The following is a 26,689-nucleotide window of genomic DNA, read 5'->3' as shown; positions in this document are numbered from 1 at the left end:
AATGGAAGATGTAGATAAAAATATCGAATTAAAAATCAATGAAATTTCTAAGAAATTAAAAGCTATCAGATTATCAAAAGGTTACACGAGTTACGAAACTTTCGCTTTTGAAAATGAATTAAATAGGGTACAGTATTGGCGTATTGAATCGGGGAAAAATATCACGCTCAAAACCTTAATCAAGGTTTTAGATATTCACAAAATTTCTTTGAAGGATTTCTTTGAAGATTTATAGTAAATCAGTTCTTTTCAATACAGGGATAGCCGTAGGGGTAATTAAGTTGACCAATATTGTCCATTATTGTCTAATAAAGTCCAATAAAAAACCCGCATATAGCGGGTTTTAAGTACTTTTAGATTTTTTCAATCTACTATTTCGTGACCTCGACTGGATTCAAACCAGTAACCTTCTGAGCCGTAATCAGATGCGCTATTCAGTTGCGCCACGAGGCCTTAATGCGGGTGCAAATATACATAATATTGTGTAACTTGCAAACGCAAAACCATAATAAACTACAAAAAAATGACATTAAACCAGTATATACGTGATGTTCAGGATTTTCCGAAACCCGGAATTGTATTTAAAGACATAACACCGCTATTGGCCAATCCAAAGGCTGTAAGGGAATGTATGGCACTGCTGATCAATGGGCTTAGGGAGCGTAAAATAGATAAAGTAGTAGGAGTGGAGAGCCGTGGGTTCTTTTTTGCAACGTTGCTCGCGTATGAACTGGGAGCAGGGTTTGTACCGGTGCGTAAGCCGAAAAAACTTCCGTTTGAAACAATTTCAGCTTCTTATGAACTGGAATATGGCATGGACACGCTCGAGATACATACCGATGCCATTAAGAAGGGTGACAGGATACTAATACACGATGATGTACTTGCAACAGGAGGTACAGCAAAGGCTGTTTGTGAGCTTGTGGAAAAGCTGGGCGGCGAAATTGTTCAATGCAATTTCCTGATGGAGCTTTCATTCCTGAAAGGGCGTGAAAAAATTGGCCCGTATGAAGTTTATGCCCCGCTTGTTTATTAACCCAAAGCCCGGGTGGTTACATAATACTTCCAGGCGATGACAGCCTTTTGGAATTTAGTTGCCTTCGCGAGGTCAAGCTGATCTTTGGTATAGTTTGGCAGCAGCCAATGGTTGAGTTTAGCTAAAAGTTTAAACATAGCGATAAAATTTTAATACTAAAATACAAAAAAGCCCTCTTTTCCAAGTCGTCTCCTCTCATAATATAATGTTATTTTTCAGCGGCTTAACCGATTCTTTCAAAACAAAAAAAGCGGCCCTGCAAAGGCCGCTTTTGTCATAATAAACTACTAAATTTATTTATGTAACTAACTCTAAATAATTATGCTTTTTTATTCAATTTCTTTCTCGCGTTTTCCAGTTCCTTGCGCGCTTTTTCCATTTCTTTCCTGGATTGCTCTATTTCTTTTTTAGCTTTTTCTATCTCTTCCTTCGCAGCTTTCAACTCCTCTTGGGACATTTCTTTTTTCCTGAAGCTTTCCTGCATCCTTGGCCCAAGGTCCTGCAATTCTATCTGCGCTTTCTTCAATTCCTCCTGCACCTGCTTCATGTCTTCTTCAGACATATCGCCCCAGGCTTTAAAGTAGTCACCGTCTGTAAATATACGGTTCATGTTACCAAAGTCGCCCAGGCTTTCTATCCTGATATCAAAATCCATAGGCATGTCAAACTGCATGTCAGGTGGCATCTGGAAATCAAAAGCTTCCGGGCCTATGTTGAAAGCCATGTTATTAGCGCCCTGGGTTGTTATTTCTACAGCACCTTCTTTAGCCTCTTTGCCGTATTTCTTTTTGGCTTCTTTGCCTTTCAGGATATTCATCTCAGCTATTTCCTGCCCAAGCGGGATTTTTATGGAAGTTTCGCCTTTTTTCTGCTTTACCCCGTTGATAATGATAAGCATATCATTACCGCCTATTTTCATGCTGTTTACAGACCAGCCTTCGGTTGGAGGAAATGGAGTGTTTGGGAGGTTGGGCATACTGCCGCCATTATAAGACCTAAGTATCTGGTGCCTTTGCATTCTGACAGAGTCCTTAGCCATGTCTTTTGAAAAGTCCTTACGGTCGCCATTATCTGCAATGCGGAAAGCACGGCTTCTTATAAAATTATCATCGCCGCCTGTACCAAAAGTTATTGCGTTGCGGCCTGAACCGTTTTGCTCCACTTCAATTGTAAAAGGGCTTATAGGGTCATTTCCTGCCACTTCATATACCTGCGACTGGCCTTTATCTTTTACAGTAACTTTAATGGCTGTGATCTCGCTGTTCAGGTTGCGGATAACTTTCTCGTAGCTTACATCGGCATTACATTCTTCTTTAAGAACTTTTTTGCTTTCTTCAAGCTCACTGTCCTGTGTATCCTTATTGATTTCAAGAGCAAACTTCACTTTGGTATCGGTTACTTTTACGGGCTGTTGGGCTGACTGCTTTTCCTGTGCCACAACTCTTACCTGGAACAGGAATATGAATGCGGCAAGGAGTGGAAGTATTGTGGCATACTTCCAGGAATTCCATTTTTTTGATTGTTGCTTGTTTAACATAACGATTCGCTTTTTGATTAATGATTGATAAAAATGATTGGTGATGGCAATACAGTCAGGCTGTATGGTTATTTTTAATAGTGTTTTTTGATAGGCCTGCTTGTCGGCCAGTAGCCTTGTAGCTTCGGCATCGGCAATGAATTCCAGGTTTTGTGATATCGATTTTTTGTACATCCATATAAAAGGGTTAAACCAGAACATTATACAGAACAGTTGGCTAATGATCATATCCAGCGAATGCCTCTGGCTGCTGTGTACCTTTTCGTGGGTAATAATACTGTCAAGTTCTTCGGGCTTCAGTATGGCTGAATTATAAACGATATAATTAAAGAATGAGAAAGGCGAGGCCACTTTCTCTGAATCAATCAGCCTGAAATTCTTGTCCTTAATGATAATATTGCAGGTAAGTACTTTTCGTATGGATAAGAAATCTAATATAAAACGTACAAAGAACAAAAGTACACCAGCGAAATACATACCCCCAACAACATCAAACCAATTGATAGTGATGGTTTCTTCCGGTGACGGCAGTTTTGCCAGTTGCTGGCGGTATTGCATTAATTGGTAAAGGTCAATCGTCTCCCCGGGCAATTGTGCTATCGGCGTAGGCTCTACCCATATTGTTTTTGTATAAACGATGAACGGAAGCAGTACCGCCGTAAACAGCCCGGCCAGCAGGAACCACCGGTTTGAGGTGAAAAAAGTCTCTTTCTTTAATAAAGTATGGTATGCTAGGAAAAACAGGGCGATCAGCCCGCATGCCTTAACCATATAGATAATGAAATTTTCCATATCATTTCTTTTTTTCGATCATATCGAGTATCTCACGGAGCTCTTCAGCGCTAATTTTTTCTTCCTTTGCAAAAAAGGATATCATGCTCTTGTAGGAATTATTGAAGTAACTCTCGATGGCGTTGCTCATAAATCCTTTTCTGTATTCTTCTTTGCTAACTACCGGATAGTACTGGTGGGTATTGCCATAAGCATTATGGTCTACATAATCCTTTTCTTCAAGGTTACGAATGATGGTCGACAGCGTATTGTAGTGCGGCTTGTCGTCCTTTATCTCTTCCAGCACTTCTTTTACGAAAGCTTTTTCCAGCTTCCATAATATGTGCATGATCTCTTCTTCTTTGTTTGTCAGTTTTTGCATGGTTTCCGAATTGTATGATCCAAAAGTAAAACTATTTTTTTAGTTACGCAACTATATTTATAGTTAAATAACTGGAAAGGTAGTTTTTTTGTATCAAACCGGAAAGTTTCAGGTATTTTCTTTTAAAAGTAATCGTTGCAACACTATACAGCAGGTAAAAGAAAACAGTCCGAACACTCCCATAAAGAGCCAGTTAGCAGCGTATCCGTGTTTGGCTATTATATCCATTCCCAATTTTGCGCTGACAATATGGGCCATACTGAACATCATGGTGTACCAGCCCATATATAGCCCTTCCTGTCCTCTTGGCGCACGGCCAAAGGCAAAAGAATTGGAAAAAGGAAAGTTAAACATTTCGCCGAAGGTGATAAGGATGATGCTTATTATAAGGATGCCGATCCAAGCGTCAAACAGCAGCACGAGGTAGCTCAATGCAACAAGCAACGCTCCCCAGCCAACGACTTTTAGCTTCGGCACATTTTTCCTTTCAAAGAAGCTTACTATCGGCATTTCCAGTGCGAAGACCATAAGTCCGTTGAAGGACATGAACAGCCCGGTGTGGAATTCCGTAAGGCCGTAATGCTGCCTGTGGTAGAGCGGGAGGGTGGTGAGCAGTTGGAAAAACACCATCGCCGTGGCGAAGCTGCAAAAAAGGAACAGCCAGAATAACTTGTCGTTTCGGAGCGTTCGGGGCTTTTTTATATCTTCTGTAAAAGTTTCCGGCAATGCCACTTTCTTTTTCTCTTTTACCAAAAGACTGAAAATAAGTATCGAAATAATGCATGATGCACCGTCTATCCAGAATAATGCGCGATACCCCACAGCCACAATTATAAGTCCGCCCATGGCAGGCCCGGCGGCAAAGCCAAGGTTTACGGCAAGCCTTACAAGCGTCATGGCCCGTGTGCGGTTTTCCGGTTTGGCATAGGTGCTAATGGAAACGAACATGGCGGGGCGAAACATATCGGCAATAACCATGATACTGAACATCGCAATACACAATCCCGGAAATGTAGTGACATATTGTATTGCAAAGAACATTAACCCGCTTGTAAAAAGGCTGAAGATCATTATTTTGTAAAAGCCAATTTTGTCGGATAATTTGCCGCCAATCCAGGAGCCAAGCAGCGATCCTAACCCAAAGCAAGCTATAACTGTTCCCACCTGGTCATAGGTAAAATGAAGGTTTTCCTTAAGGTATTTTGAAAGAAAAGGCAGTACCATCGTGCCGGCCCGGTTGATGAATGTGATGATGGCAAGTATCCATATCTCCCTGCTGAATCCGCGGAAGTTGTTGATGTATCGGGAAATGGCCTGCAGGAACATGTGGATTGGTTTGCCTCAAAGTTACAAATGATTTGCAAGTGCTTTGGTATCAAATGGAAATAATTCTTACGGGTAGTTGGAGTTATACCACGAAGATTCGCAAAGAAGCGCAAAGAGATTATCTGTACAGAGAACTTAGAAAAACTACCATGCCGCGCTTTGTGAACCTTTGCGATTCTTTGCGAATCTTTGTGTAACAACTATATTCCTTACTTTTGCCAAAATATCCCAAATGAAAAAGCTCCTCACAGGTTTTGCAATAGCCATGACGTTTTATGCCAATGCGCAGGAATGCTCCGTCGAAAATTCACAGAAATCCCAAAAGCAGCTGAATGAGGAGTATGCCGATCCTAAAAAGTCGCCATTGTTAAAGGAAGACCTTGCCACTTTTAAAGCACTCGATTTTTATCCGATTGACCTGCAATATTGCATTGAAGCAAAACTGGTACGCACGCCCGAAGAAAAAGCGTTTAAAATGCCAACGACAGGAAACAGGACACCTAAATATATAAAATATGGTGAACTTCAATTTACACTTCAGGGAAAAGCGTGCAGGCTGGATGTCTTCCAAAGCCTGGACCTAGTGAAGCTGGATGAATATAAGGATTATCTGTTCCTTCCTTTCACCGACCTTACCTCAGGCAACGGCAGCTATGGCGGCGGCAGGTATGTTGACCTTAAAATCCCGAACGGCGATAAAATTACAATTGACTTCAATAGTGCTTACAATCCCTACTGCGCCTACAACCATACCTATTCCTGCCCTATACCGCCGCCACAGAATGACCTTCAGGTGGAAGTGAAAGCAGGAGTGAGAGAGTACAAAAAATAAATTCGGGGTATAATAAATTCCAAAAAACAAATCCCAAATTACAAACCTTAAGCTCCGTAAAGTCAAAAACTTTTTCGGAGCTAAGTAAGTACATCCGAGTGAAGCTCCTCCCTCTCCTTTGGAGAGGGTCGGGGTGAGGCCTGAATTAATTCACCAACGCAAAAGCTTTCTCAACAGCCGCTTCCTTTTCAACATTAATAAGAATGAATGACCTGTCTCCGGTATTCCCGGCATGAATCGCGATCAGGTTTTTCAACGAAATGACACCTGTAATGTATCCGGATTCATTATTGTTATACGATTCCTCTACCTCATCAAAATAATGCTTTAGTGCGGCGGCATCGTCTTTTTTATGGCGGAGCAGCACCTTAAGCTGTGCGTCGTTGGTAAGTGAGACATTCTCTTCACGGTAAATTTTCTTGTATTCATAACGATAGTCATAGCTTAGCGCAGATATATCCGACAGCACTGCCGAAGCCGTTGGCAGCGAACCCGCACCACGCCCTACAAAGAAATGGGTATCGGCAAAGCTGGTCTTGGTAATAATGCCATTGAATACATCATCCACATTATACAGTCGGTCATCGGGTGTTACAAATTTCGGAATTACAAATGCTGAAATATTCCCTTCCTCCCCTTTAAAAGCCTGGGCTACCAATTTTATTTTCAGGTTCTTTTCCTTTGCGTATTTAAACTCCAATTCACCAATGTTGTCTATCCCAATGTTGAAAATATCCTTGGGTTTCGCTACATAGCCAAATGAGTGGGCAAGCAAGATGAGCAGCTTGTATTTGGCATCGAATCCTCCTGTATCGAGTATCGGGTTGCTTTCTGCAAAGCCTTTTTCCTGAGCCTGTAGCAGTGCTTCGTCATACGACAGGTTCTCGCTAAAGGTCTTGGTAAGGATGTAATTGGTGGAGCCGTTCACAATACCTTCGATCGATTCCAGCAGGTCATTATCGTAATACTCCTCAAGGTTTCGGATTATCGGCATACTGGCACAACACGCTGCTTCGTAGAGCAGAGGCACATTGTATTCTTTTTGCAATTCGAGCAATTCAGTAAAATGTTCGGCTATCATTTTCTTGTTGGCCGATACCACTGCCTTGCCTTTTTTCAGCGCAGCGGAAACAATTTCGAAAGCAGCATCTGCATCATCGATAAGTTCCACGACAACATTGATGCTTTCATCGTTCAGGATATCGTTTTTATCAAATGTGAAATTTTCCTTCCCGATAGCCCTTTTTTTATTTTTATCCTTTACGCAGATAATGCTGATAGTCGCTTTCAATGCAGGTGTTTTTTGCAGTACTTCATACAACCCAAGTCCCACACAGCCAAATCCGAACAGCCCGATATTTAAATTTTTTCTTGACATTGGATTAGTTTAAGGCGGTTACAGAATTGGTTACAGCAGTTTTCGCTACAGCTGCGGCAATGGCCTGCTTCAGGTCGGCGATAAGGTCGTCGGCATCTTCAAGCCCCACAGATAAGCGGATGAGGCTGTCCGTCACGCCCGACTGGTATCGTTTCTCTGCCGGGATGGACTTATGGGTCATTTCACATGGCAGGCAGCAAAGGCTCTTTACGCCGCCAAGGCTTTCCGCCAATTTGAATAGTTTAGTCGATGAAACGATTTGCGAAGCCAGTTCCTTATCATCGATCACGAGATCAAAAGCAATTACACCACCGAAGTATTTTTGCTGTCTTTTGGCAATATCGTGGTTGTGGTGGGAGGGAAGTCCTGGGAAATATACATTTTTGATAAGCTTCTCTTCCGACAGGAACTCTGCAATCTTTTGTGCGTTCTCCGAGTGCTGCCTTATGCGGAGTGTAAGTGTCTCGATACCGCGTATCACCAACCAGCTATCGAATGGCCCAAGTATAGCGCCGGAAGCATTCTGGATGAATTTTATCTTGTCTCCCAGTTCCTGTGTAGCGGTTACCACCAGTCCGGCAATGAGGTCGCTGTGGCCTGCCAGGTATTTGGTCGCGCTGTGTATCACGATATCGGCGCCGAGATCAATAGGTTTTTGCGAAGCCGGTGATGCGAAGGTATTGTCTACGCAAAGCAATACGTTATTGGCTTTTGCGATCTCAGCGATAGCGGCAATATCTGATATTTTTAATGTCGGGTTGGTAGGCGACTCGATCCAGATGAGCTTTGTTTTCGACGTGATAGCATCTGCCACGTTAGCGGCATTGGTTGTATCCACATAGTTGATGCTGATGCCGAATTTTTGGTAAATGTGCGTAAACAGCCTGAATGCGCCGCCGTAAATATCATCTACTGCGATCACTTCGTCGCCGGATTCAAGGAGCTTTATAACCGCGTCGATAGCTGCGAGCCCGCTGGCAAACGCATAGCCATTCGTTCCGTTCTCGAGTTTGGCAATACAGTCTTCAAGCACTTTGCGTGTAGGATTGTTGCTGCGGGCATAGTCATAGCCTTTATGTACCCCAGGCGCGTCTTGTACGAATGTTGATGTTTGGTAAATAGGGGTTGAGATACTGCCTGTTAGCGGGTCAACCGGGATGCTGTGTAAAATTTGGGTCTGCTCTTTCATTTTTGTTGATTTAGCGTGTTAAATAATTTTTTTCGTCTTGTAAAAAAAATTCTAAACCAGTTCTATCGAAAGGGCATTAAAACAAAAAATGCCCTTCCGATAAGTCAGAAGAGCATATAATATTTTGAGGTATTATGTACTATTTTCTAAGCTTATCTTTCCCCGCAATGCAGGGGGTTGAATGTGGCACCTTATTCAATTACGAACAGGTTGCCAAGACGTCATAGGGTCAATTCCCTCGGTCTTTCTGGATAAGAAATAATTTTTTAAAGAACTTGGAGCAAATTTACGGGACAAACTTTTTAATTTCCAAATTTATTCTATAAAATTTTTAATCTATTTTGCAACTAATTGATAATCAGTTTAAAAATGTTATAAATTTAACTTGAGTAGATTGTGATAAATAGTGTTATTTAGTATATCGATAATAATAGCAGCCTAATTAATCCTTAAAAAGGAATCCAAATCCAACCGCCTTCAGCATTCGTTTCTCAAACGCCCAAAAGAATTTGAACTGCCCCGAAATGAACCCAAAAAACACTAGTAAAACCTGGTAAATAGGAAAGATAAAAATGATGTACAAAGGCCAGTAAAGCCATGGAGAAAAGAGGTCTCTCTTAAAGCCCAATGCAGCCAATATCGGTTTGGATAAATAGGCAGAAGATGACCCTGTAACGGCAAAAACGATAAAGATAACCACCAGTTGGTAGTTGCTCGTTATGCCCCAGCGTTTCTTTAATTTTTCCATGTTGGTTTTGCTGGCGCAAATATACCGGATTTATGGGTAGGGAACAATACCTCCTAGCTTTTGGTTATTCGTTATTTGGAAATAAACCAAATAATTATATAACAGGTAATTCACCTCGTAGCCATAATCGACACTATAATCATAATCAATGCGCATTTGGTAAAGGTCTCCAAAGCGTTGCGGCTCCATTACACGCGTGTTCCATTCTGTCACCCAAAAGCGGTTCTTGTTCTGAAGGTACGGCTGTGAATAGTAACCGCGCTGCCGTGCCCTCGAAGCCAGCCATGTAGAGAATCCGGGGTCGATAATGATCACTTCATATTCAAGTGAGTCATTGGCAATCCGCACGGTGTCATTTACGGCGCTTGCCGCTACCTCATTGGCATTAGCATTTGCAGGATACATAACATTATCCTTGCTGCCACAGCCTATAGTTACCGTCAGTACGGCGACTATAATTGCAATGTATACTCTCATGATTTTCAGTAAATAAGGTATAAATTTAAAAAAATAAAGGTGCCATATATCATATAGGCACCTTTATTATCAACTTCCGGAGAAATTGTTAAACTGTAGCAGTGTTTGATTTACCGGCTGCGGTATTGCCTGCGGCAGTATTTGTTGATGCAGTTTCAGAAGCATGGCCTGTTACTTTATCAGCAATTTCGCCACCTTTTTGTACTACTTCATCAAATTTTTTCCTGGCGCTTTCTTTTACGCTTTCGTATCTGTCGGCAAGGTCACTTCCAAGCTCTTCCGCTTTTCCGATGATGCCGTCAAGATGTCCTTTTCTTTTTAGGATAATGCCTACTACTGCTAGGGCTGCAACTCCTGCTGCGATCCCTATGATCAATTTTTTGTTACTCATAGCTTGTTAAATTAAGATTAGTGAATTATGTTTAAATTATTAAAGTCCAATTATTTGTTTCCCGATCTTTTTTCCTGGTCGGCATTCAGGTTCCTTCTTTCGTTCTCATCCATGTTTTCAGCATGGTTGCGGGTAACGTTTGCTTTTTCTTCATAGCCTTTTCCCATATTTTTTTCGGAAATGGGGTTGTTTTCATCTCCGTCCTGTCCGGGAATATATCCCTTGTTGTCTGATGGTATCATAGTGGTATAATTTTAGTTGTTTAAATCTCCTTTATCCGGGTGCAGCAGTCTTTCATTCGGTGCGGGGTGGTTGTCCGGCACAAGCATGAAATTTTGCCTGTAAGAGGTGTAGTTTATTTTGTTATAATTGTTCCTGTCGGGTTTTGTCCCGGCGGCATCATTTTGGTCTATACATCCTTTTTCCCGTGAGCATGGCGCTGTTTCCTTTGTTGTCGTTATCATGATACTATGATTTAAAAATTAAGGTGCCTTCCTGAAATCTTTTACTAAGTTAGCCATTGTAAAACGCTGTCTTTACTAAGGTTGTCTTAAAATTGAGAATGATGGGAATAGTTTAACGTATCCTTATATTTTAATTAGTGAATGGCTTGCGAGATGTTAAAATAATTGTGATTTTACCAGAAATGAGGTTCAAAATTGGTTGCTTTTTAATTATGCAATGAACCTCTTCCTCATAGAAAAAATGTATTCGTATAAGTCAGATCCAGGACAAAAAAAAATCCCCCGAAGCACGGAGGATATTTGAAAAATATAGTTGGCAAATCTATTTGTAGTATAGGCTGCCTATGTATTTAAATTGTGGTGTAATTAATTATGTCATTAAACAAAAAGCGGGTGGTCTTCATCTTCATAGATGTCATATTCCACACCTTCTTCAAGCTCTGCTTCGGTAACATACCCAACCAGTTTAACAATCCCGAATCCGGCCAATGCTGCGAGTAAAAATTTAAGCAATTTCATGGTGTTCAATTTAAAGGTTACTTTTGGCGATTATTTATAGTATCACTCTTTTGATGTGTTAAAATTACAAATAAGTAAATTTTTGCCAGCCTTTTTTAGTAAAATTTTAATACTCAAACCATTGTTTTGCAGTGAAAAGGGAATTTCGTGTAACGAAATTTTCATAGCAGCCTGCCGAAGTACATTCCTACCCACACGAACAGTATTCCTACAAGAACGCTGGCCGCAATATAGGCGAATGCAATAAGGCTTTGGCTGCTGCCAATGAGCGATGTGTTTTCATAGGCAAAAGCAGAATAGGTGGTATAGCCGCCGCAAAATCCGGTTACCATTAAAAGCCTGAAGTTGTCGCTTACTCCCGGCTGTTTTTCGATAAAAGCGATCAGCAGGCCAATGAGTAAACATCCCACCATATTGATGATAAATGTGGCAAGCGGGAAAGCCTGGTTCCAGTATTTGCTGACTAATATAGCGGACAGGTACCGAAGTATGCTCCCGATTGCTCCGCCAAGCCCTACTAATAGTATCGATTTAATCATTTATTATTACTATATTCAATTATAATATTGAAATACCTATGTACCCTCTCAAGATAACTTGGGTTTTTTACTCAGCCCCTAAATAGGTAAGAGTGAGGTTGTTCCTCTTTCAGGGTAACCATATATTAATCTGTAGTAAAGTATAAACCCGATGTGATGGTGGGTCTTGTTTTCTGTTAGTCAAATGTCTTTAATATCTTGTATTCTATAGAAATGTTCGTAGCTCTTATCACTTCAATTCTAAGACCTTTAATCCCTATTATATTTCCTTCTGCCAAATCATATTGTAGTTCTTGCGTGAATGCTGGTCTTGCCAAATCTTCTACATACTCCCTGTACATGAATTTCAAACTATTCCCTGTTTTACCATTAAACACCAATTCTTTTTTAAAGCAACTTTCACATTTCATATTTATGTATTCTGTTGGTTCTGCTTTAAATCCCTTTTCTGGATGCGTTAATACTCCTCCAAGCGCACCTGTTGTCTGCCTAATAAATGGATTAATCTTTTTTGGGTCTTTTTTTTCTGCACAAACACCGTAAAAAGAAAATGTAGTATATACATTCCCTTTGTAATAAGAGTTGCTTTCACTAACACTTGATTTAGTAAAGTACAAATCATAATCATTATTTGATGCCATTAAAGGAAATACATCGCCAACATTATAAGTATAACTATCATTTTGCCACACTTTTCCTTCAGGTGAAGAAACTATTTTCATTGCTTTATAAACTTCTTCATCTCCTTTTATTATAAGAGATTCTCCAATCTCTTTAGTTAAAACTTCGTCTATTTTCTCGGTAGTATAGGCTCTTCTTTGCGGGGCTATTTGAGTTATTTTAGCAGCGCAGGATGTTAACAAAATTGTAGGTACAATTAAAAGTAAGACTTTTTTCATTTATAATGTTTATGGTTAATAATTTAAAAAAATGCGTTCTATCTCTTAAGGATGACGATAGGTCATTACAGAAATATAGAATCTCAGGTTTCAAAAGTCTGTTTATAGGAACTAAGTTAAATATTTAACCATCGTTATCTTATCCGCAGGTTCTTCTTCCATAAAGAAGTTTTTTATATGCCCGCAGCTTTCGAACCCAAATTTCTCATACAGCCTTATCCCGCCAATATTGGTAGAATACACTTCCAGCCAGATGATTTTTAACGGCGAACTTTCCGCGGCCCAGCCCAGCAGGCTTTCCATAAGGAAGCTTCCTATTTTCCGGTTCTGCCATTCGTTGGCGATACCCATTCCTATCATGCCGGTATGGAAGAGTTTCGTTCTTTGGTTGCCCGAAAGGTCGATGTTCCCAATGAGGTTGTTCCCGTGTTCGGCCACCAGCAGCAGGCTGTTTTCTTCGGTATGGAACCGTTTTATCAGGTCCTTTTCCATCTGGATGTCGTTCTTGTATTCGAACTCATATAAGGGTATGGTCCTGGTTCCTCTAATATAACTCTTTTTTAGCCCGATGAGGTCCACGGCATCCTCCTCCGTAGCTTCACGGATGATCACTTCCTTACCGTCAGCGGTAAAATGGGTTATCGGCTTTACCTTCATTAGGGCAATTTGAAATGCGGATTGTATATGAGCCCTATGATGTTTCCCCACAGGTCCTTTACCGAAGCCACCATGATCTCGCCGCCTACATTCTGTGGGGCTTCGTGTTGTGTTGCTCCAAGGCTGATGAACCAGTCGTATTCTGCCTGAATATTTTCAACACCCCAATAGGCCAGGACATTATCGCCATTTACAGCTTCATCAGGCTGTAGGCCAAGTTCATAACCTCCAATGTTGAAGCCTACATAAAAAGGCTCATCAAAATACGGCTCTGTCTTAAAGGCCTCTGCATACCATTTTTTGGCGTTGTCAAGATCGCTTACCCTATAACCCACGGTCCTTAGACCCAATATTGTTGTTTTCATTTTATGTTGATTTATATCTTGTTAAATTTAAAATTAACCACATAGAAACAATAGGTTTCATAGAAATTCAAGGAAACATATAAACACATAATTTCGAAGCGCAGCTTCAATCTATGCAGGCTATGAATATATCACTTTAAAAATTAGCACTTCTCAAACTATGTACCTATGTGGTTAAATATTTTTATTACCTCAAAGTTAAATTATTTGCATTTACCTGTGTTATTCGTAATTTAAATTGTTGTAAAAAAGATTAAATTTTTATATTTACCATCGTTTATATATTCTAATGTTATAAAAAGAAGGATGGAGAGGATACCGGACTTATATAAATACAGGCACATATCGTTCGATCTATGGCTTACCCTGATCAGGTCGAACCCGGAGTTCAAAGATAAAAGGAACCTTTTGTTTAAAGACTACTTCAGTATCGATAAGCCCATTGAAGAGGTGGCGCTGGCAATTCGCAAATTCGATATACTTACCAACAGCATCAACGAAAAGGCAGGAAAGAATTTTGATACGTTCGAAATTTATTACCTTATACTCGATGCATTAGGAATTGATATTGAGCTTTACAGCAACAAACACCTTGCAGAATTCTACGCTCTTACCGATGCGCTGCTTATGGAATATAAGCCCGTACTGCTGCAGGATTCTATTCCAACGCTTTTGAAGTCGCTACACGGACAAGGCACCACCCTGAACATACTCAGCAATACCGCTTTTATAAAAGGAAGCTCGCTGCGGAAAGTACTTGCCCATCACGGCCTTGATAATTATTTTTCTTTCCAATTGTATTCCGATGAGACAGGGTTCTCAAAACCTTCGCCTAATATGTACCAATGTGCGTATGATGAAATACTGAAAATTGGCGCTATTTCAAAAGAGGAAGTGCTTCACATAGGGGATAATAAAGTATCCGACTATGATGGCGCGCTTAATTTTGGGTTTAAAGCCCACTTAATTACAAACACACCCGTAAATGAACATCACTTACAGCCTGCATAAGATCACCGACAAAAACAATTGCCCTTTCTCTGAAACTGAATACAGTAAATTCAAGTTCGGGGAGAATACTTATGCCGAAAAATTCGCAGATGAACTTTTTGAAGGCTTTATCAGTGAGCATAAAAACCTGATATTGTCGCACAGCGAGATCGTGATCCTGCCCAGCCCGTACCATTCGATACCTACGGCTTCTAACTTTTTATGCCACTATTTCAAGCTGCGTATGAACAAGTTCCTTTATGATAATGGGAGGAAGGCTTTGGCTGAATCGAAAATATACCGTAACCAGACCTATACCACCGATTATGGCAACCTTGACTATGCCGAAAGGGTAAAGCTCATCGCCAACGATACCTATTACATTGACAGGAACTACATTGGCGGCAAGCTGTGCCTGCTGCTGGACGATATAAAGATTACGGGCAGCCACGAGCATATCGTGAAAAAGATACTGGAGCAATATGAGGTGGAAGGCACTTTTACGTTCCTGTATTATGCCGAGCTTATCAATAAGGACATCCACCCGAACATCGAGAATTACTACAATTATTATTTTGTAAAAGATACCGCCAGCCTGATGGAGGTGATCAATTCCCGCTCGTTCGAATTTAATACCCGCATTGTAAAATACATATTGAAACTGGAAAATGCGGAATTTTTGGTACTTTTATCATCGATGAAAAAGAAGGCGAGGCGAAAGCTGTTCGACCTGGCGGTGAGCAACAATTACCATACTATAGAAGAATATCAAACAAACCTCAATAAAATCAATCATAGTTTAACCAATAAAAATAAAACAAATTATGGCTATCAATTTACAGAAAGGCCAGCGTGAAACGCTAAACGCCCCTAAATTTACAATCGGCTTAGGATGGGATACCAACGCATCGTCAACGGGCGCTGCATTCGACCTTGATGCTTCGGTGTTTATTATGGGCGACAACAAAAAGCTGCTTGCTGACGAATTTTTTGTATTTTACAACAATCTTAAGTCACCGGATGAGGCCGTAGAGCACACAGGCGATAACCTAACAGGCGACGGCGATGGTGATGACGAATCGATCATTGTTGACCTGTCTAAAATAGACCCGAGGGCTACCGAAATATGCGTAGTGGTAACGATACACGATGCCGAGGCAAGGAAACAGAATTTCGGCCAGGTGCGCAATTCGTTTGTACGTATCGTAGATGCGTCAAACAATAACGAGCTTGTGAAATATGAGCTTGAAGAAGATTTTTCTATAGAGACCGCGGTAGAATTCGGCCGTATCTATAAAAGGAACAACGAGTGGAAGTTTGAGGCAGTAGGCGTGGGAATGAGGGGCGGACTTCAGGATTACCTGAATAAATATAATTAATCAGGCATCTCGGCTGCGCTCGATGTGACAATGCTAAACATGTTAGTAACGTAATTGTGATTTTGCACCGTTGTCAGTTCGGGCGCAGTCGGGAACAATATAACATATCAGCTTTAATTAGCAATTAAAACATAAAATAATGGCAATTAATTTAGAAAAAGGACAGCGCATTAACCTTGAAAAGAGCAACGGTTCTAAACTGCAGAACATCTGCGTGGGTATCAACTGGGGCGCGATCGAGAAAAAAGGATTATTCGGTACAAAAAAAGAGCCGGTAGACCTTGATGCGAGCTGCGCAGTATACGACGAGAACAAACAACTTATCGATACTGTGAGCTTCAGGCAGCTGAAGAGTAATGACCAGGCCATCCGCCACAGCGGTGATGACCTTACGGGCGACCTTAACGGCGATGACGGCCTTGACAACGAAGTAATAACTGTAGACCTCGCAAAGCTGTCGCCAAATGCGCACCATCTTGGGTTCTTTATCAACAGCTTCCGCGGCCAGGACTTTAAGGACATCCCGTTCGCATCCATCAGGATATATGAGGGTACGCCAACACGCGTGCAGGAAGTATTCGCAAAATATGACGTAGCCAACGATAAAGCTTTCTCCGGGAGCGTAGCAATGATTCTTGGCGTATTCTACAAAAGGAACGGCGACTGGAAATTCAATGCCGTAGGAACGCCTACAGCCGATAAAAAGCTGGAGCAGACTGTAGTTACGATACAGCAAAATCACCTGTAAAACCAAAACAATGGAAAATAACGAAGTTACGGTAACGCCCATTTCGGGGCCAATGGATAAGGAAGGGAATGTAAACCTCGCCTCCATAACCGAAACACAAATGGCTGATTACAGGCCTATAGCCAACCAGCTGAATGAAAAAGATGTCAATTCGATACTTAATTATGGTGCTGAGATCCAGAACACGATATCGAAGCAGAGTGACACGTTCCTCAGCAACGTAAGGGCGCAGCAGGCAGGCGATGTAGGTCCGCTTATCAACGAACTGTTGGCGGAGCTGAACTACATTGACGTGGATGAGCTGAACCAAAGCGGCTTCCAGAAATTCGTCTCGAAAATACCGTTCCTTAAAAACATGATCGTCGATGTGAAGAAAATGTTCCAGAAGTACGATAAGATCACGGCGAATGTCGACAGGATAAGCAACAAGGTAAAGGCCGGGATGATCAATTCGGTAAAAGACAATACCTCGCTGCAAACCATGTTTGATGGCAATGTGCAGCTTATCAAGGAAATTGAGAAGTTCATCATTGCGGGGCAAATACGTTTTAAGGAACTAAGCGAAGAGCTTGCCGTGATGGAAGGCAACGCATCGCAATACCAGGATTATGAGATCGCAGATAAGCGAACTTTCATCAACAGGCTCGACAAAAGGCTTGCCGATATGAAGGTAGTGCGTTTTATCCTGATACAGTCATTGGCACAAATACGCGTGGTACAGAACAACAACACGTCGCTGGCTGAAAAAGCACAGTCAATACTCACCACGACCATGCCGGTCTGGAAAAACCAGCTGACGCTTGCCGTGGCATTGCAAAGGCAAAAACAGAATATCGAGGTGCAGCGTAAGGTATCTGAAACTACCAACACCATATTGCAGAAGAATGCAGAGATGCTGAAACAGAACAGTATAGAGGTGGCAAGGGAGAGCGAGAACACTATAGTATCGCTTGAGACACTGAAAACAACGACCAAATCGCTTATCGATACGCTTGCAGAGGTGAAACAGATCCATGAGCAGGGTGCCCAGACACGAAGGGAGCTTGATGCCGGACTGCAAAGCCTGGAAGCGGAATTAAAAAAAGGAGTTACAAGCTAAGGAGCGAAGAAGAATATTTAACCACATAGGAACACAGGCTTAGGATGCGCACAGAGATGAAGCAAGGCTTCATTCTATGTTTGCTGCTATTTTCAATAAAGTTAATGTGAAAGGACTATGTATCTATGTGGTTAAAAGATTTTAACAGAGTTAGAGAAGTGAAGATTTAATGTAGATGACGGCAGAGCAGGAAGAAATATATGCGGTGGTTATAAAGGACAGCGGCGCGAAGCTGAAAGTGCTGAAAACGCTGTCGAATTTTTTTAACCATAAAGACCTTTTTGCGGTTTATATCCGTACACAGGTCATACACAACCTTTTTGAGTCGAACAGGAACCTCGATGCCAACAAGCTGGAGCTTTTTCATGTGCAGTATACCAGCACGCTGATAGAGTTGTTCCAAAAGCTCAAGAAGGCCAAGGAGCAGCAGTACCTTCTTATATCTGACGAAATTTATATAAACGAGGATATTGTACGCAAGCTGGAAAGTGAAGCGGCTACGGTAGATTTTGCTGCAGAAGTCAGGGAGCACTCCAAAGCAATGGCAGAGAAATTGAAGCTGCTGTACACGATGCTGGCCGACAGTGCTCAGGTGCAGTTCGGGTGGGGGGATATTATGGTTTTCCCGGCCAAAAGGAGCGGTGAGTTTTACAGGGAAATAACCCCGTCGCAATTCATGGCGCTTACCGATATGGAAGCGCGTAGTGCCTATCGCAACGAGTTTGCCACCATAGAGAAGAAATTGCTCGGGAGGCTCAATATCAATAATTTCAGGGTAAAATTCGCCTGTGGGCTGGTGCACGAGGATGAGATCGTTGAGGTATATGACTTTAGAGATTCTAATGATAAGTTTATCTTTATAGGAAGCGCTAGGTCGTTTTATTTTCTGGATGCGGAAATGGTTAAAGGGCTGGATCTGTCTAAGAACCTGTCCAACAAGAACAGGATTATACAGGACCTGAAAGCCAAGACCGAAATGCTGAAGGAAAAGTTGGGCACCATAAAGAGCATCCTTCCGCCAAATGTAGAAGATGTGCTGGGCGGCTACCTTGAGAAGATCTCGGGTGTGGATTTCCTCGACGAGCTTCAGAATGTAGACGAGCAGACCAATATTTTAAGAGCAATGCTAAATATTAATGTGAATTCAAAATAAAACCAATATAACCAATGGCAATTAATTTAGAAAAAGGACAAAGACAAACCATAGCGGCCCCAAAATTTACGGTGGGCCTTGGATGGGATAGTAATAGCAGCAATACAGGCGAGGCTTTCGACGTGGATGCTTCGATATTCGTACTGGGTGCTAACGGCAAGCTGGTAAGCGACAACCATTTTGTATTCTACAACAACCTTTCGACACCGGATGGCGCTGTAACGCACACGGGTGACAACCTCACGGGTGATGGCGATGGCGACGATGAGAAAGTGATCGTTGACCTTTCAAAGATATCTGGAGATGTAGCCGAGATAACGTTTGTGGTAACCATCCACAAAGCAGCGGACAGAAGGCAAAATTTTGGGCAGATACGCAACTCCTTCATTAGGATCGTGGATGCCGGCAACACAGAGCTGGTAAAATATGAGCTTGATGAGGATTTCTCTATCGAAACTGCTGTAGAATTTGGACGCATTTATAAAAGGAATGACGAATGGAAATTCGAGGCTGTGGGTAACGGCATGAAGGGCGGCCTGCAGGACTTTTTGAATAAATATAATTAATAAAGCATCTCGACTGCGCTGGATGTGACAACGATAAACTTAATATTTTACGTAAATATTAATATATCCGTGTCAGTTCGAGCGCAGTCGAGAACATAACAAGCTATCAAACCAACCAATTAACATAAAAACAAATGGCAATTAATTTAACCAAAGGTCAGAAGATCGACCTTAGAAAGACTACAGGAGAGTCCCTTACCAACTTTTGTGTTGGCGTAAACTGGGGTGCTATCGAGACCAAAGGCGGTTTCCTTGGCCTTGGAAAAAAAGTAACAAACATCGACCTTGATCTTAGCTGCATCATGGTAGATGAGCAGAATAATATTTGCGATCACCTGTATTCACCTTTATACAGGGTTGAGGTGCTGCAGCAATTTGGCCTTCCAAAAGGAAAGCTGCTTTCGGTAGACGGCGCACTAAAACATACCGGCGATGACCTTCAGGGTGATACCGGGGGGGATGATGGCCTTGACAACGAGATCATCACCGTTGACCTTACACGTATCAACCCTAACGTGACCCAGATATTCTTCTTCCTTAACAATGCAGGACGTGAGGATTTCTCGCAGATACCGTATTCAAAGATCAGGATGTACGAAGGCACGCCTACAAGGGTAAATTCTGTTTTCGCATCGTATAACGTTTCTGCGGAAGCGCAATATACCGGCAAGCTTTCGATCATTATGGGCAAGCTCTACAAAAGGAACGGCGAATGGAAATTCAGCGCTATAGGCGACCCTACGGAGGATGTTTTCTTAGGCCAGACTATCAAAAGGATAATGGCATCGTACCTGTAAATTATGCAGATTAAAAATATCGAAGGGCTTCGGGTTGCCGAGATCAGGCAGCTTGTGGACCAGGGCGGGAAATTTGTATTTTTTCCCTATACTATTTCTTTGGCGGTGATAACACTTAGAAGGTCTTCGTCCATCTACTTTATAAGGCCGGACGAAAGTACCTTTAAGTATTCGTACAAGCATATCGCTACCAATGGCGTGATGGGCTGGTGGGGAATTCCCTGGGGGCCTATCTATACCATCGGTTCACTGTACCACCAGCTTTCAGGTGGCAAGGAGGTAACCCGTGAAGTAATGGGCCACCTGATCCAGCATGATCCTGAAGCGAATACCTCTACTTACAATATAAATGGTACGGTATCGTATAACATGCCGCAGCAGCAGGAAGAGAAGCCGCCCGTGTACAATATCCCGAAAGACTAATACGAAGCATTATGCGCAGATTACCTGTCTATTTTTTACTGGATACCTCAGGATCGATGTACGGCGAGCCCATACATGCCCTGAACAATGCCCTTAGCGGTATGGTGAACACCTTGCGGAGCGATGCGCAGGCACTGGATTCGCTATGGATAAGCATCATCACGTTCGACCGTGAAGTGAAGGAGATCGTGCCGCTTACCGAGTTGGTGCAGTTTCGCCTGCCGGAAATAACCTGTCCCCAAAGTGGGCCTACCAACACCGGTGCCGCGCTCGATTTTGTACTGAACAAAGCGAAGCAGGACATCATAAAAAGCTCGCCTACGCAAAAGGGCGACTGGAAACCGCTGCTTTTCATCTTTACTGATGGGAAGCCTTCGGACATACAGCTGTACCGTGAAAAGACAGCTGAGGTAAGGGCGTATGATTTTGGCGCTGTGGTAGGCTGTGCGGCCGGCCACCTTGCCAATGATGCCATGCTGAAAGAGCTAACCGATAATGTAGTGCACCTGGATTCGGCGGACAGCCAGACATTGAAGACATTCTTTAAATGGGTGTCAGAAACCATAGAGCAGGGTAACAAAAGCCAAGGAACAGGCGAGGCCCCGAAACTGCCGCCGCCACCTGACGAGATTACCGTTGTTATTTAAATATAATGAAACGTAACCACAGTTTGTAGCTTTTAAACGTGCTGCTTTGTCATTTCGACGATAGGAGAAATCTCTTTAAACGTGAGATTTCTCACTTCGCAAGCTACGTTCGAAATGACACGTGAACGTATAAAAAATTAAAAAACATGAGAAGGCTTCCGATATATTTTTTAATAGACATTTCAGAGTCTATGGTAGGCGAACCCATCCAGCAGGTAGAGGAGGGGCTTGCAACCATTATACAGGCATTAAAGTCCGACCCGCATGCGCTGGAAACCGTTTGGATCTCCATAATCGTATTTGCAGGGCAGGCCAAAACGCTCGTTCCTTTACAGGAGATCGTGAGCTTTTACCCGCCGCGGTTCCCGATAGGCAGTGGTACATCGTTAAGCAAGGGCTTAGGCCACCTGATGTATGAGCTTCGCAGCAACATTGTAAAAACGACTTTTGAGCAAAAAGGTGACTGGAAACCTATTGTATTCCTGTTTACTGACGGTGTGCCTACGGATGATTCCCGTGTCGCCATCAACGAATGGAAACAAAACTGGCAGCGCACGGCCAATATGGTCGCGGTGTCATTTGGTAACGAAGCCGATACGAAATTGCTTGGCGAACTGACCGATAATGTCCTTCATTTTAAAAATACCAATGTCCAGTCCTATAAAGAATTCTTCAAATGGGTTACCGATTCCATTAAGACCAGCAGCATCAGCGTGGAGAACAATTCTTCGGGCTTTGAGCTGGCCAAGACGGATGGCGATACCGTTTCTAAGATCGACCTGAACAAACCCTCCGATATTGAAAGGGGCTATGTAGACGATAACTTTGTAGTCCTTGCCGCGCAGTGCCAGAATACCAAGCGGCCCTACTTGATGAAATACGGCAAGGTGTCGCAGCCTTCGAGCTTTGGGGGCATGGATTTTGAGACCCGTGCCTACAGGCTGATGGGTGCCTATCCGGTTGATAATTCGTATTATGAGCTTGCCGACAAATCTGTGGACAGCAATGTAAACAGCGATGAGCTTATTGGCGCACCAACATGCCCGTGCTGTGGCAACCAGTATGGCCTTGCCGTTTGCGGCTGCCGAAAAATACATTGCATCGGCGATGAGGAAGTGAGCACATGCCCGTGGTGCGGCTCGCAGGGCAAATATACATCAGGAGGCGGAAAAGGCGGCTTTGACATCGGAAGGGCACAGGGATAATGAACGACATCCAAAAATACATTTTCACGCTCCTGGCCAACCAGGGCATAACGACCCCGCAGCAATTCGAAAAGGAATTCCTTGAATTTGCGGCGTTGGAAGAAAACATAAAAAACGTAAGCCTGATAAGGCAGCTACAGATTCAAATGACACAAGCATGGCAGATAAGGGCACGGCGGCTGGATATAGCCAATCAATATATCACGTTCCCGAACGGGATGGCAGGCAAGCCTTATACTACCGTATTCAATTTTGAGGCATTAGGCCTAAATGATATTACGGAATATTCGCTGACAGGCTTTGACGACTCAGGGCTAGACTATGATGTGGCTTCCAAAACCATATCGGGTACGCCCGAAAAAGGCGGCGACATTGCACTTACCTTCAGCTACAGGTTTGAAGGCGAGGAGGAAGGCGCACCCATGAATACCAAGCCGCTTTCCATCATCATTAATGCCGACCCGAAATCGCTTTGGAAAGACATTCCAAGTGATCCTGAAGGCCTTTTTGCCAAACCCGATAATGTTTCGGAAACATGGCAGCTTGGTGGAAAAACTCTTGTAGTGGCTTCACGTCGCGGCAGGTCGCACGCTAATACCGGTGGCTATCGCGATGATGATTACGACTACGCGGAACTGGAGAATGGCTGGAATGTCATCGCAGTTTCAGATGGCGCGGGTTCAGCACCGGCCGGGCGCAAGGGTTCGGAGATCGCCTGCAATGCTGTTGTGAATTACATGAAGCAAAGCTTTACCACACAGCGATCTGCACCGATAGACGAAGCGGTTTCGGCGAATGCCAAAGACAAAATAAAAGAACTGGCATTGCCATACCTCTCGGGGGCAGCCAACCATGCTTTTGAAGAAATTGAGAATTTTTCACGCGAAGTGGAGATGCCCCTTAATGCCTTTCATGCAACGCTGGTTTTTGCGCTTATGAAACATTACCCAGAAGGATCGCTATTCATGACCTTCAGCGTTGGCGACTGCCCTATGGCGCTGCTGAATAAAGATGTGACGGAAGTAAAACTGATGAACACACTCGATGTGGGTGAGTTTGGCGGGGGTACCCGTTTTATCACCATGCCCGAAATTTTCAGGGCCGAAGTATATGAAGGGCGATTTACCTTTGAATTCGTAAAAGATTTCTCTTATTTTGTATTAATGACGGATGGCATCTACGACCCCAAGTTTGAAGTGGAGGCCAACATCGAAAAAATTGAGAGATGGCAGGCCTTTTTTGAAGACCTTGACCTTGAAGAAAACAACAGCGAGGTACTATTAGGAATGAGGAGGGGCAACGATAGTATGCGTAACAGGCTTGCCGCCTGGATGGATTTCTGGAGCCCCGGTAACCACGACGACCGCACGTTGGCGCTTTTATTTTAATTGATTATCAATGAACATTGTAACTGTACGTTCTGTTAACGACCCTAATAAAACCTATGAGTTTGCAGATACTGGCGAACCCATGCGTGGCGGCGTTAAGGACGTGTATTTTAGTCCCGACAAGTCGTATGTAGTAGCCCTTTTCAGGGAGAAACTCGACGATAACCAAAAGGAGCGCCTGAAGCGCATCACCAATTATTACCTTCCCCAGATAAAAAATAAAGAGGCTGCCGATTATTTCCTTGAAGAAGTTTTCCGCTGGCCTACCGATGTCGTAGACTACCAGGGACTGACAGGGATCATCGTGCCGGCATACAAAGGAAAATTTTTCTTTGCAAAAGGGCATGAGACCGGCGACCTGATAAAAGGCAAAGAGAAGAACGGGAAGTGGTTTGCCGCGGCAAAATTCAGGAATGAGCAGTTCCCGCTGCGTGTGGCGAAGTCCGAGCTTGGCAACTGGCTTAGCTATTTCCAGATATGCGTTAACCTGGTGCGCGGCGTTAAGAAAATGCACGCTATGGGCCTGGCACATTCCGACCTTTCCTATAATAACGTATTGATAGACCCTGTTGAAAAAGCAGCCTGTATGATCGACCTCGACGGTTTGGTAGTGCCGGGACTGTTTCCTGCGGAGGTTATTGGTACAGCCGAGTTTATCGCACCCGAGGTTTTGGCAACAAAACACCTTGACAAGAATGATCCCAACCGGATATTGCCCAGCAGGCTGACCGACCTGCATGCGCTGCCCGTACTTATATATATGTTCCTGTTGCACCGCCACCCGCTAAAAGGGGGAAAGGTGCATGACCTGGACACCGAAAAAGACGACCTGCTCTCCATGGGCGAAAAAGCCTTGTTCATTGAACATCCTACAGACCAGAGCAACAGGCCGAAGATGAACCGTTTCTCGAAATGGGACATGCCATGGGCCGATGTGAATGCACTGCCCTATACAATCACCGGGCCGTACCTTACTGAAATGTTTAATCGTACCTTTATCGATGGATTGCACGACCCGCAGCTGCGACCGCCCGCCGAGGCATGGGAACAGGCATTGCTAAAAACCGTGGACCTGATGCAAAAATGCGGGAACGCCAACTGCAGCCAGCAATGGTATGTGTTTGATAATTCAAGTGTGCCAAAATGCCCGTTCTGTGGTACAAAACACCAGGGAACATTGCCAATACTCGATTTTTATTACGAATTTAGCCCCGGTGTTTGGAAACCGGATAACCAACGCCTGATGGTGTACAACAACCAGTACCTTTTCAACTGGCATGTAAACCGAAATGTGGTGCGTAACGAAAGGCTCGATCCGCGCGAAAAGATACCGGTTGGGTACTTTACATTTTATGAGGGCAAATGGGTTTTTGTAAACCAAAAGCTGGATGCGATGAAGGATGTTACCGAAAGCAAAGAAGTGCCGGTAGGGTCGATGGTTGAACTTACGAACGGAAAAAAAATACTGCTGTCATCAAAAGAAGGCGGCAGGCTTGTACTGATAACAATTACCAACAATAACAATTAATACTAAAAAGAGAAATGGAGAAAGACAGTTTATTTTATCACCCGGGGCTTTTAGCCGGTTTTGCGGTACTGGTGGTCATCATGCTTTTGCTCGACCTCGGGATTTTCAACAAAAAAAGCCATGCAGTTACTAACAAGGAAGCTATTATTTGGTCGTTGGTATGGATCTCGTTATCTATGGCATTCAGTGGCGTCATCTACTGGGTTTTTAATGCTGAATCACATGAGGTAGCCCTTGAGAAATTTTCTCAATTCCAGTCTGCTTATTGGATAGAGAAAGCCTTATCAGTAGATAACCTCTTTGTATTTATACTTGTATTTGGATTTTTTAACGTGCCGAAAGAGAATCACCACAAGGTGCTGTTTTGGGGTATCATCGGGGCGTTGGTGCTTCGTGCGATATTCATTTTCAGCGGTGTGGAGCTTATCAAGTTGACGTACCTGCCGGAGATGAATATTTTTGGACACAATGTGCAAATTAACGTGATCATGACATTGTTCGGGCTTTTCCTTGTTTACGCAGGTATCAAATCTGCGTTTGCCGATGACGACGACGATGAGGAAAAAGATTTCAGCAAAAGCCCCGGCGCTAAGTTTATCTATAAGTTTTTTAAGGTAAGCAAGAACTACGACAAGGATAACTTCTTTACTGTAGAAAATGGCATAAAAGTAGCTACGCCGCTATTGGTTGTGGTGGGAGTTATTGAGTTTACCGACCTTCTTTTTGCAGTCGACTCTATCCCGGCGATCTTCGCCATTGCACCTAAGGATCCATTCATCCTCTATACATCAAACATTTTTGCGATCCTTGGATTGAGGGCGCTGTATTTCCTTTTGGCCAACTTTATCCACCTGTTCAGCAAGCTGAAATACGGCCTGGCTATCATATTGTCGTTCATTGGTGTAAAAATGGTTATCGCGCCGATATACCACATCGAATCGATGCATTCGCTTATCGTAGTGGGTGGCGTGCTGGTGCTATCGGTACTGGCCTCGGTTGCATTCCCTGAAAAGAAAGAAGAGGCAGCGGACTAGGGCTCTATACAGTATAACTTCCGGACGTTTTTTCAGAAATTTAGCTGACGTGTACGGTGGGTGTATGATACGCAGTTAATAACATTCTAATCGCCAATACAACATATCATTTATAAAAGTTTATTGAAATCCGTTTCAATAAACTTTTTTTATTTTTCGAAAGTGCGAAGAAGCGAAGCATCTAAATCAACCGTATAAAATTTGGGTACCTAAAAAAACAGC

The 26,689-nt window shown here is 43.0% G+C and carries 33 protein-coding genes, 1 tRNA gene and 1 riboswitch; of the genes, 17 read left to right on the top strand and 17 right to left on the bottom strand.

Annotation, left to right across the window (positions count from 1 at the left end; all coding sequences use genetic code 11):
- Position 1: 1 nt before the first annotated feature.
- Positions 2 to 235 (top strand): helix-turn-helix domain-containing protein, encoded by a 234-nt coding sequence (locus tag AAEO56_RS00805; protein WP_341695108.1) that lies wholly within the window; start codon positions 2 to 4, stop codon positions 233 to 235.
- 144 nt (positions 236 to 379) lie between these two features.
- Here AAEO56_RS00805 and AAEO56_RS00800 read toward each other — a convergent pair.
- Positions 380 to 453, bottom strand: a tRNA-Arg gene (locus tag AAEO56_RS00800).
- A 70-nt stretch (positions 454 to 523) separates the two neighbouring features.
- Here AAEO56_RS00800 and AAEO56_RS00795 point away from each other — a divergent pair.
- Positions 524 to 1,036 carry an adenine phosphoribosyltransferase gene (locus AAEO56_RS00795; RefSeq protein WP_341695107.1) on the top strand — a complete coding sequence of 171 codons (513 nt, stop codon included), beginning with the start codon at positions 524 to 526 and terminating at the stop codon, positions 1,034 to 1,036.
- On the opposite strand, the gene AAEO56_RS00790 is transcribed toward AAEO56_RS00795, so the two are convergent.
- The 4 genes from AAEO56_RS00790 to AAEO56_RS00775 form a co-directional block, all read right to left on the bottom strand.
- Positions 1,033 to 1,173: an SsrA-binding protein gene (locus AAEO56_RS00790; protein ID WP_341695106.1), complete on the bottom strand. Its 141-nt coding sequence runs from the start codon at positions 1,171 to 1,173 to the stop codon at positions 1,033 to 1,035. The genes AAEO56_RS00795 and AAEO56_RS00790 overlap by 4 nt on opposite strands.
- A gap of 182 nt (positions 1,174 to 1,355) precedes the next feature.
- Positions 1,356 to 3,365 carry a M56 family metallopeptidase gene (locus AAEO56_RS00785; protein WP_341695105.1) on the bottom strand — a complete coding sequence of 670 codons (2,010 nt, stop codon included), beginning with the start codon at positions 3,363 to 3,365 and terminating at the stop codon, positions 1,356 to 1,358.
- 1 nt (position 3,366) lies between these two features.
- Positions 3,367 to 3,726: a BlaI/MecI/CopY family transcriptional regulator gene (locus AAEO56_RS00780; RefSeq protein WP_341695104.1), complete on the bottom strand. Its 360-nt coding sequence runs from the start codon at positions 3,724 to 3,726 to the stop codon at positions 3,367 to 3,369.
- 108 nt (positions 3,727 to 3,834) lie between these two features.
- A complete protein-coding gene (locus AAEO56_RS00775) occupies positions 3,835 to 5,052 on the bottom strand; it encodes an MDR family MFS transporter (protein WP_341695103.1) in 1,218 nt (405 codons plus the stop codon).
- A gap of 232 nt (positions 5,053 to 5,284) precedes the next feature.
- Between AAEO56_RS00775 and AAEO56_RS00770 the strand changes: the two genes are divergently transcribed.
- Positions 5,285 to 5,884, top strand: a complete 600-nt coding sequence (locus AAEO56_RS00770; RefSeq protein WP_341695102.1) for a DUF1684 domain-containing protein — start codon at positions 5,285 to 5,287, stop codon at positions 5,882 to 5,884.
- 145 nt (positions 5,885 to 6,029) lie between these two features.
- Here AAEO56_RS00770 and AAEO56_RS00765 read toward each other — a convergent pair whose 3' ends face one another.
- The 12 genes from AAEO56_RS00765 to AAEO56_RS00710 all read right to left on the bottom strand — a co-directional run bounded on the left by AAEO56_RS00765 (position 6,030) and on the right by AAEO56_RS00710 (position 13,510).
- Positions 6,030 to 7,262 carry a homoserine dehydrogenase gene (locus AAEO56_RS00765; protein WP_341695101.1) on the bottom strand — a complete coding sequence of 411 codons (1,233 nt, stop codon included), beginning with the start codon at positions 7,260 to 7,262 and terminating at the stop codon, positions 6,030 to 6,032.
- A gap of 4 nt (positions 7,263 to 7,266) precedes the next feature.
- The gene (locus AAEO56_RS00760) at positions 7,267 to 8,451 is read right to left on the bottom strand and encodes a trans-sulfuration enzyme family protein (protein ID WP_341695100.1); all 1,185 of its coding nucleotides are present in this window, start codon (positions 8,449 to 8,451) and stop codon (positions 7,267 to 7,269) included.
- Between the two features lie 149 nt (positions 8,452 to 8,600).
- A riboswitch (SAM riboswitch) is annotated at positions 8,601 to 8,709 on the bottom strand.
- A 184-nt stretch (positions 8,710 to 8,893) separates the two neighbouring features.
- A complete protein-coding gene (locus AAEO56_RS00755) occupies positions 8,894 to 9,199 on the bottom strand; it encodes a DUF6787 family protein (RefSeq protein WP_341695099.1) in 306 nt (101 codons plus the stop codon).
- 30 nt (positions 9,200 to 9,229) lie between these two features.
- A complete protein-coding gene (locus tag AAEO56_RS00750) occupies positions 9,230 to 9,676 on the bottom strand; it encodes a DUF6146 family protein (protein ID WP_341695098.1) in 447 nt (148 codons plus the stop codon).
- A gap of 88 nt (positions 9,677 to 9,764) precedes the next feature.
- A complete protein-coding gene (locus tag AAEO56_RS00745) occupies positions 9,765 to 10,067 on the bottom strand; it encodes a hypothetical protein (protein WP_341695097.1) in 303 nt (100 codons plus the stop codon).
- Between the two features lie 50 nt (positions 10,068 to 10,117).
- Positions 10,118 to 10,309 carry a hypothetical protein gene (locus AAEO56_RS00740; RefSeq protein WP_341695096.1) on the bottom strand — a complete coding sequence of 64 codons (192 nt, stop codon included), beginning with the start codon at positions 10,307 to 10,309 and terminating at the stop codon, positions 10,118 to 10,120.
- 12 nt (positions 10,310 to 10,321) lie between these two features.
- On the bottom strand, positions 10,322 to 10,531 hold the full coding sequence (locus tag AAEO56_RS00735; RefSeq protein ID WP_341695095.1) for a hypothetical protein: 210 nt from the start codon (positions 10,529 to 10,531) through the stop codon (positions 10,322 to 10,324).
- 378 nt (positions 10,532 to 10,909) lie between these two features.
- Positions 10,910 to 11,050 carry a hypothetical protein gene (locus AAEO56_RS00730; RefSeq protein WP_341695094.1) on the bottom strand — a complete coding sequence of 47 codons (141 nt, stop codon included), beginning with the start codon at positions 11,048 to 11,050 and terminating at the stop codon, positions 10,910 to 10,912.
- 161 nt (positions 11,051 to 11,211) lie between these two features.
- Positions 11,212 to 11,589, bottom strand: coding sequence for a fluoride efflux transporter CrcB (gene crcB / locus AAEO56_RS00725; protein ID WP_341695093.1), 378 nt, complete (start codon positions 11,587 to 11,589; stop codon positions 11,212 to 11,214).
- Positions 11,590 to 11,765: 176 nt separating this feature from the next.
- Positions 11,766 to 12,488 carry a hypothetical protein gene (locus AAEO56_RS00720; protein WP_341695092.1) on the bottom strand — a complete coding sequence of 241 codons (723 nt, stop codon included), beginning with the start codon at positions 12,486 to 12,488 and terminating at the stop codon, positions 11,766 to 11,768.
- A gap of 111 nt (positions 12,489 to 12,599) precedes the next feature.
- The gene (locus AAEO56_RS00715; RefSeq protein ID WP_341695091.1) at positions 12,600 to 13,145 is read right to left on the bottom strand and encodes a GNAT family N-acetyltransferase; all 546 of its coding nucleotides are present in this window, start codon (positions 13,143 to 13,145) and stop codon (positions 12,600 to 12,602) included.
- Entirely contained in the window at positions 13,145 to 13,510 is a 366-nt protein-coding gene (locus tag AAEO56_RS00710; RefSeq protein WP_341695090.1) for a VOC family protein, read from the bottom strand. The genes AAEO56_RS00715 and AAEO56_RS00710 overlap by 1 nt, the downstream gene beginning before the upstream one ends.
- A gap of 306 nt (positions 13,511 to 13,816) precedes the next feature.
- On the opposite strand from AAEO56_RS00710, the gene AAEO56_RS00705 reads away from it, so the two are divergent.
- The 14 genes from AAEO56_RS00705 (at position 13,817) to AAEO56_RS00640 (ending at position 26,467) form a co-directional block, all read left to right on the top strand.
- Positions 13,817 to 14,521 (top strand): HAD family hydrolase, encoded by a 705-nt coding sequence (locus AAEO56_RS00705; protein ID WP_341695089.1) that lies wholly within the window; start codon positions 13,817 to 13,819, stop codon positions 14,519 to 14,521.
- Positions 14,496 to 15,356 carry a phosphoribosyltransferase family protein gene (locus AAEO56_RS00700; protein ID WP_341695088.1) on the top strand — a complete coding sequence of 287 codons (861 nt, stop codon included), beginning with the start codon at positions 14,496 to 14,498 and terminating at the stop codon, positions 15,354 to 15,356. Before AAEO56_RS00705 ends, AAEO56_RS00700 begins: the two co-directional genes overlap by 26 nt.
- Complete coding sequence (locus tag AAEO56_RS00695; RefSeq protein WP_341695087.1) at positions 15,325 to 15,879, top strand: TerD family protein; 555 nt, start codon at positions 15,325 to 15,327, stop codon at positions 15,877 to 15,879. The genes AAEO56_RS00700 and AAEO56_RS00695 overlap by 32 nt, the downstream gene beginning before the upstream one ends.
- 139 nt (positions 15,880 to 16,018) lie before the next feature.
- Positions 16,019 to 16,627: a TerD family protein gene (locus AAEO56_RS00690; protein ID WP_341695086.1), complete on the top strand. Its 609-nt coding sequence runs from the start codon at positions 16,019 to 16,021 to the stop codon at positions 16,625 to 16,627.
- Between the two features lie 10 nt (positions 16,628 to 16,637).
- Positions 16,638 to 17,726 carry a toxic anion resistance protein gene (locus AAEO56_RS00685; RefSeq protein ID WP_341695085.1) on the top strand — a complete coding sequence of 363 codons (1,089 nt, stop codon included), beginning with the start codon at positions 16,638 to 16,640 and terminating at the stop codon, positions 17,724 to 17,726.
- A gap of 175 nt (positions 17,727 to 17,901) precedes the next feature.
- Entirely contained in the window at positions 17,902 to 18,879 is a 978-nt protein-coding gene (locus AAEO56_RS00680; protein WP_341695084.1) for a hypothetical protein, read from the top strand.
- Positions 18,880 to 18,893: 14 nt separating this feature from the next.
- Entirely contained in the window at positions 18,894 to 19,445 is a 552-nt protein-coding gene (locus AAEO56_RS00675; RefSeq protein WP_341695083.1) for a TerD family protein, read from the top strand.
- A gap of 134 nt (positions 19,446 to 19,579) precedes the next feature.
- Entirely contained in the window at positions 19,580 to 20,242 is a 663-nt protein-coding gene (locus AAEO56_RS00670; RefSeq protein ID WP_341695082.1) for a TerD family protein, read from the top strand.
- Between the two features lie 3 nt (positions 20,243 to 20,245).
- Positions 20,246 to 20,665: a hypothetical protein gene (locus AAEO56_RS00665; protein ID WP_341695081.1), complete on the top strand. Its 420-nt coding sequence runs from the start codon at positions 20,246 to 20,248 to the stop codon at positions 20,663 to 20,665.
- A gap of 11 nt (positions 20,666 to 20,676) precedes the next feature.
- Complete coding sequence (locus tag AAEO56_RS00660) at positions 20,677 to 21,312, top strand: vWA domain-containing protein (protein ID WP_341695080.1); 636 nt, start codon at positions 20,677 to 20,679, stop codon at positions 21,310 to 21,312.
- Between the two features lie 146 nt (positions 21,313 to 21,458).
- On the top strand, positions 21,459 to 22,517 hold the full coding sequence (locus tag AAEO56_RS00655; RefSeq protein ID WP_341695079.1) for a TerY-C metal binding domain-containing protein: 1,059 nt from the start codon (positions 21,459 to 21,461) through the stop codon (positions 22,515 to 22,517).
- Positions 22,517 to 23,905 (top strand): PP2C family serine/threonine-protein phosphatase, encoded by a 1,389-nt coding sequence (locus AAEO56_RS00650; protein ID WP_341695078.1) that lies wholly within the window; start codon positions 22,517 to 22,519, stop codon positions 23,903 to 23,905. The genes AAEO56_RS00655 and AAEO56_RS00650 overlap by 1 nt, the downstream gene beginning before the upstream one ends.
- Before the next feature lie 10 nt (positions 23,906 to 23,915).
- A complete protein-coding gene (locus AAEO56_RS00645; RefSeq protein ID WP_341695077.1) occupies positions 23,916 to 25,433 on the top strand; it encodes a helix-hairpin-helix domain-containing protein in 1,518 nt (505 codons plus the stop codon).
- A gap of 14 nt (positions 25,434 to 25,447) precedes the next feature.
- Entirely contained in the window at positions 25,448 to 26,467 is a 1,020-nt protein-coding gene (locus AAEO56_RS00640) for a TerC/Alx family metal homeostasis membrane protein (RefSeq protein ID WP_341695076.1), read from the top strand.
- Positions 26,468 to 26,689 lie beyond the last annotated feature (222 nt).

The sequence above is a fragment of the Flavobacterium arundinis genome, from assembly GCF_038289855.1.
In the GTDB taxonomy this organism is placed as follows: Bacteria; Bacteroidota; Bacteroidia; order Flavobacteriales; family Flavobacteriaceae; genus Flavobacterium; species Flavobacterium arundinis.
Note: the sequence above shows the minus strand (reverse complement) of the source record. Positions and strands in the feature narration are given on the sequence as shown.

Bases quoted from the DNA above. Each gene is read 5' to 3' on its own strand.
- AAEO56_RS00805 (WP_341695108.1), top strand. From the start codon at position 2: ATGGAAGATGTAGATAAAAATATCGAATTAAAAATCAATGAAATTTCT.
- AAEO56_RS00795 (WP_341695107.1), top strand. From the start codon at position 524: ATGACATTAAACCAGTATATACGTGATGTTCAGGATTTTCCGAAACCC.
- AAEO56_RS00790 (WP_341695106.1), bottom strand. From the start codon at position 1,173: ATGTTTAAACTTTTAGCTAAACTCAACCATTGGCTGCTGCCAAACTAT.
- AAEO56_RS00785 (WP_341695105.1), bottom strand. From the start codon at position 3,365: ATGGAAAATTTCATTATCTATATGGTTAAGGCATGCGGGCTGATCGCC.
- AAEO56_RS00780 (WP_341695104.1), bottom strand. From the start codon at position 3,726: ATGCAAAAACTGACAAACAAAGAAGAAGAGATCATGCACATATTATGG.
- AAEO56_RS00775 (WP_341695103.1), bottom strand. From the start codon at position 5,052: ATGTTCCTGCAGGCCATTTCCCGATACATCAACAACTTCCGCGGATTC.
- AAEO56_RS00770 (WP_341695102.1), top strand. From the start codon at position 5,285: ATGAAAAAGCTCCTCACAGGTTTTGCAATAGCCATGACGTTTTATGCC.
- AAEO56_RS00765 (WP_341695101.1), bottom strand. From the start codon at position 7,262: ATGTCAAGAAAAAATTTAAATATCGGGCTGTTCGGATTTGGCTGTGTG.
- AAEO56_RS00760 (WP_341695100.1), bottom strand. From the start codon at position 8,451: ATGAAAGAGCAGACCCAAATTTTACACAGCATCCCGGTTGACCCGCTA.
- AAEO56_RS00755 (WP_341695099.1), bottom strand. From the start codon at position 9,199: ATGGAAAAATTAAAGAAACGCTGGGGCATAACGAGCAACTACCAACTG.
- AAEO56_RS00750 (WP_341695098.1), bottom strand. From the start codon at position 9,676: ATGAGAGTATACATTGCAATTATAGTCGCCGTACTGACGGTAACTATA.
- AAEO56_RS00745 (WP_341695097.1), bottom strand. From the start codon at position 10,067: ATGAGTAACAAAAAATTGATCATAGGGATCGCAGCAGGAGTTGCAGCC.
- AAEO56_RS00740 (WP_341695096.1), bottom strand. From the start codon at position 10,309: ATGATACCATCAGACAACAAGGGATATATTCCCGGACAGGACGGAGAT.
- AAEO56_RS00735 (WP_341695095.1), bottom strand. From the start codon at position 10,531: ATGATAACGACAACAAAGGAAACAGCGCCATGCTCACGGGAAAAAGGA.
- AAEO56_RS00730 (WP_341695094.1), bottom strand. From the start codon at position 11,050: ATGAAATTGCTTAAATTTTTACTCGCAGCATTGGCCGGATTCGGGATT.
- crcB (WP_341695093.1), bottom strand. From the start codon at position 11,589: ATGATTAAATCGATACTATTAGTAGGGCTTGGCGGAGCAATCGGGAGC.
- AAEO56_RS00720 (WP_341695092.1), bottom strand. From the start codon at position 12,488: ATGAAAAAAGTCTTACTTTTAATTGTACCTACAATTTTGTTAACATCC.
- AAEO56_RS00715 (WP_341695091.1), bottom strand. From the start codon at position 13,145: ATGAAGGTAAAGCCGATAACCCATTTTACCGCTGACGGTAAGGAAGTG.
- AAEO56_RS00710 (WP_341695090.1), bottom strand. From the start codon at position 13,510: ATGAAAACAACAATATTGGGTCTAAGGACCGTGGGTTATAGGGTAAGC.
- AAEO56_RS00705 (WP_341695089.1), top strand. From the start codon at position 13,817: ATGGAGAGGATACCGGACTTATATAAATACAGGCACATATCGTTCGAT.
- AAEO56_RS00700 (WP_341695088.1), top strand. From the start codon at position 14,496: ATGAACATCACTTACAGCCTGCATAAGATCACCGACAAAAACAATTGC.
- AAEO56_RS00695 (WP_341695087.1), top strand. From the start codon at position 15,325: ATGGCTATCAATTTACAGAAAGGCCAGCGTGAAACGCTAAACGCCCCT.
- AAEO56_RS00690 (WP_341695086.1), top strand. From the start codon at position 16,019: ATGGCAATTAATTTAGAAAAAGGACAGCGCATTAACCTTGAAAAGAGC.
- AAEO56_RS00685 (WP_341695085.1), top strand. From the start codon at position 16,638: ATGGAAAATAACGAAGTTACGGTAACGCCCATTTCGGGGCCAATGGAT.
- AAEO56_RS00680 (WP_341695084.1), top strand. From the start codon at position 17,902: ATGACGGCAGAGCAGGAAGAAATATATGCGGTGGTTATAAAGGACAGC.
- AAEO56_RS00675 (WP_341695083.1), top strand. From the start codon at position 18,894: ATGGCAATTAATTTAGAAAAAGGACAAAGACAAACCATAGCGGCCCCA.
- AAEO56_RS00670 (WP_341695082.1), top strand. From the start codon at position 19,580: ATGGCAATTAATTTAACCAAAGGTCAGAAGATCGACCTTAGAAAGACT.
- AAEO56_RS00665 (WP_341695081.1), top strand. From the start codon at position 20,246: ATGCAGATTAAAAATATCGAAGGGCTTCGGGTTGCCGAGATCAGGCAG.
- AAEO56_RS00660 (WP_341695080.1), top strand. From the start codon at position 20,677: ATGCGCAGATTACCTGTCTATTTTTTACTGGATACCTCAGGATCGATG.
- AAEO56_RS00655 (WP_341695079.1), top strand. From the start codon at position 21,459: ATGAGAAGGCTTCCGATATATTTTTTAATAGACATTTCAGAGTCTATG.
- AAEO56_RS00650 (WP_341695078.1), top strand. From the start codon at position 22,517: ATGAACGACATCCAAAAATACATTTTCACGCTCCTGGCCAACCAGGGC.
- AAEO56_RS00645 (WP_341695077.1), top strand. From the start codon at position 23,916: ATGAACATTGTAACTGTACGTTCTGTTAACGACCCTAATAAAACCTAT.
- AAEO56_RS00640 (WP_341695076.1), top strand. From the start codon at position 25,448: ATGGAGAAAGACAGTTTATTTTATCACCCGGGGCTTTTAGCCGGTTTT.